This is a genomic window from Thiocapsa sp. (assembly GCF_035467215.1).
Lineage (GTDB): Bacteria > Pseudomonadota > Gammaproteobacteria > Chromatiales > Chromatiaceae > Thiocapsa.
Genome location: NZ_DATITZ010000367.1, coordinates 1 through 3,132, shown reverse-complemented (window position 1 = coordinate 3,132; position 3,132 = coordinate 1). Strand labels below are relative to the sequence as shown.

Below are 3,132 nucleotides of genomic sequence, written 5' to 3'. Positions count from 1 at the left end.
CTCGAGTATTTCGATGCCGTCAAGATCGGCCTTACCGCCACACCCGCACTGCACACCACCGAGATCTTCGGCCCACCGATCTACACCTACGGCTATCGCGAGGCCGTCATCGACGGGTATCTCATCGATCATGAGCCGCCGATCCAGATCAAGACCGAATTGTCCAGGGACGGAATTGCCTGGAAGGTTGGCGAGCAGATCCCGGTCTACGACACGCGCAGCGGCCAGGTAGCGCTTTTCACGACGCCCGACGCGGTCAAGCTCGAGGTCGAGCAGTTCAACCGCAAGGTCATCACCGAGTCCTTCAATCGTGTCGTTTGCGAGTATCTGGCCAAAGAGCTGGACCCCGGATCACGCGAAAAGACGCTCGTCTTCTGCGCCAATGACGCCCATGCCGACCTGGTGGTCGATCTGCTGAAACAGGCGTTCCGAGATCACTACGGTAGCCTGGACGACGATGCAGTGATCAAGATCACAGGAGCCTCGGACAAACCATTGCAGTTGATCCGGCGCTATCGAAACGAACGTCTGCCGAACGTCGCTGTGACCGTCGATCTACTCACGACCGGCGTGGACATCCCCGAGATCTGTAATCTGGTGTTCCTGCGTCGGGTCAACAGCCGCATCCTCTTCGACCAGATGCTCGGACGCGCGACACGGCGCTGCGACGAAATCGGCAAGGAGACCTTCCGGATCTTCGATGCGGTGCGGATCTACGAGGCATTGAAGGACATCACGGCCATGCAGCCCGTGGTGGTCGACCCCAACATCAGCTTTACCCATATAAGCGAGCTGGCGACGGTCAGCGAGGACACGCAACGGGCCCTGGTACGCGACCAGCTCCTAGCGAAACTCCAGCGCAAGAAGCGTCATCTGAGCGAGACCCTGACGCAGGATTTCGAGATCGAGACAGGCATGACGCCGGACGCTTTCATTGGCCGACTCAAAACCCTGCCGCTCGCGGACGCAGCTTCTTGGCTCGCCCGACATTCGAGCCTCGGCGAGATCCTCGATCGCAAAGACGCGGCCACAGGCGAGCCGATTTTCATCTCCAACCACACCGACAAGCTGCTCGCTGCGGAGCGCGGCTACGGCAAGGCCACCCGGCCCGAGGACTATCTCCAAGCCTTCTCCGACTTTATCCGCACCAACAGCAACAGCATCCCCGCACTCGTCACCGTGCTCACCCGTCCGCGCGAACTCACACGCAAACAGCTTCGCGAGCTGGCATTGGAGCTCGACAAGGCCGGCTTCAGCGAGACCAATCTAGCCGCCGCATGGCGCGAGATGACCAATCAGGAAATCGCCGCCAGGATCATCGGATACATCCGCCAGGCCGCAATCGGGGACCCGTTGGTTCCTTACGAGCAACGGGTCGAGCGCGCCCTGCACCAGATCCTCGCCTCCCGCGCTTGGACGACCCCGCAGCGCCAGTGGCTGCACAAACTCGCCGCCCAGACCAAGGCGAACTTGGTTGTCGACCGCGCCGCGCTCGACGACCCGGACCTCATCTTCAAGCGAGAGGGCGGCGGTTTCGGACGGCTAGACCGTCTCTTTGCCGGCCAGCTCGGGCAGGTTCTGGATGCGTTCAACGACGCACTGTGGAACCAACCGGCGGCTTGAATCACGGACAAGCTCAGGCGTAAAGTAAGGAATCCTTACTGAATCGGACTCACCAAGATGCTCGCCAAGATCACCGCCAAGAACCAGCTCACCCTTCCCAAGAGCATCACTAATGCCGTGGGAGCGACTGAATATGTCGAGGTCGAGGTCAAGGACGGTCAGATCATTCTGACGCCGGTGCGGATCCAACGCGCCGATGCGGTGCGCGCCAAGCTGTCCGAGCTTCACCTCACCGAGCAAGACATGACAGACGCGGTCGCCTGGTCGCGCCGATCGAGCCCGACGTCCGCGGAATGACGAGTCGCTGGCGCCTGGTCCTGGACACCGACGTCGTGCTGTCATCGCTGTTGTTCGCCAAAGGCAGACTGGCACCCCTTCGCGTCGCTTGGCAGGAGGCGCGCTTCCGACCGGTCGTTTCCGCGACAACGACCAAGGAGCTGGTACGCGCACTCGGCTATCCCAAGTTCCGGCTCTCGGCCACGGAGCAGCAGGAATTGCTCGCGGACTACCTCCCCTATTGCGAGACCCTTCTCATGTCCGCTATGCCGCCGGAAACCCCCGCGTGTCGCGACCCGTTCGACATCCCGTTTCTGCAGCTCGCCATCCTGAGCAACGCCGACGACCTGGTCAGCGGCGACAAGGATCTACTGAGCCTGGCCGACAGATCACCCTGTACAATCATCACGGCCGACCGGCTGCTCGATATGTTGTCGCGCGATTGAGGACCTGCGCATCTTGGACGGCTCCCTCGATCTGAATCGCCGGCGGATTGCCGCCCCCGGGCCATATCGCCGAGCCACCAGACTCGACCAAGGTTTATGCCAACGGATCCGTATCAGCAATGCAGACCGCTAAACTCTTCAAGAACGGCCACGGTCCGGCCATGCGCGTGCAGACGGAGCTCCGCTTCGAGGGCGAGGCATTACGGATTCGTCGCGATCCGGAGACCGGCAAGGTGATCCTGAGCCCGCTGAACGAGTCGTTTGCAGATTGGCTCGATCAGCGCGATCGGCTGCGGGCCAAGATGACGGAAGAGGAACGCAAGGAGCTGGACGAATTTCTCGCGGATCGCGACCAGGGCGAAGACGTAGAGCGCGCATTCGCCGGGGCCCCCGGCCTGCCCATTCAGGCCTACGAGCACGCATGACCGCCGTCACCCACGACATCGTCGCCGAGCTGTGGAACCTCTGCAACGTCCTCAAGGACGACGGGGTCACCTACCACCAATACGTCACCGAGCTGACCTATCTGCTCTTCCTCAAGATGGCCCGGGAAACGGGCAGCGAAGACCAGCTTCCCGAGGGCTATCGCTGGGCCGATCTGGAGGCCCAGCCCGCACCGAACCGGCTCGAGTTCTACAAGATCATGTTGATCCATCTCGGCGCCCACGGCTCGCGCCTAGTGCAGGAGATCTTCGCGAACGCCAGCTCATTCATCCGCAAGCCAACCACACTCTCCACGTTGGTCGCCGAGATCGATAAGCTCGATTGGTACAGCGCACGCCAAGAG

At 61.7% G+C, this 3,132-nt stretch carries 5 protein-coding genes; all 5 read left to right on the top strand.

Going from position 1 to position 3,132, the window contains the following annotated elements:
• Positions 1–1,623: type I restriction-modification system endonuclease (gene hsdR, locus VLR48_RS20005; RefSeq protein ID WP_325293467.1), on the top strand; the 1,623-nt coding region annotated here is incomplete at its 5' end.
• A gap of 57 nt (positions 1,624–1,680) precedes the next feature.
• The gene (locus VLR48_RS20000) at positions 1,681–1,920 is read left to right on the top strand and encodes an AbrB/MazE/SpoVT family DNA-binding domain-containing protein (RefSeq protein ID WP_325293466.1); all 240 of its coding nucleotides are present in this window, start codon (positions 1,681–1,683) and stop codon (positions 1,918–1,920) included.
• Complete coding sequence (locus VLR48_RS19995; RefSeq protein WP_325293465.1) at positions 1,917–2,345, top strand: putative toxin-antitoxin system toxin component, PIN family; 429 nt, start codon at positions 1,917–1,919, stop codon at positions 2,343–2,345. Before VLR48_RS20000 ends, VLR48_RS19995 begins: the two co-directional genes overlap by 4 nt.
• A gap of 119 nt (positions 2,346–2,464) precedes the next feature.
• Positions 2,465–2,770, top strand: coding sequence for an AbrB family transcriptional regulator (locus tag VLR48_RS19990; RefSeq protein WP_325293464.1), 306 nt, complete (start codon positions 2,465–2,467; stop codon positions 2,768–2,770).
• A partial coding sequence (locus VLR48_RS19985; protein WP_325293463.1) for a type I restriction-modification system subunit M N-terminal domain-containing protein occupies positions 2,767–3,132 on the top strand: 366 nt, incomplete at its 3' end. The genes VLR48_RS19990 and VLR48_RS19985, both read left to right, overlap by 4 nt.

Excerpts from the sequence above, each read along its gene's own strand:
- VLR48_RS19995 (WP_325293465.1), top strand. The coding sequence starts at position 1,917 with ATGACGAGTCGCTGGCGCCTGGTCCTGGACACCGACGTCGTGCTGTCA.
- VLR48_RS19990 (WP_325293464.1), top strand. The coding sequence starts at position 2,465 with ATGCAGACCGCTAAACTCTTCAAGAACGGCCACGGTCCGGCCATGCGC.
- VLR48_RS20000 (WP_325293466.1), top strand. The coding sequence starts at position 1,681 with ATGCTCGCCAAGATCACCGCCAAGAACCAGCTCACCCTTCCCAAGAGC.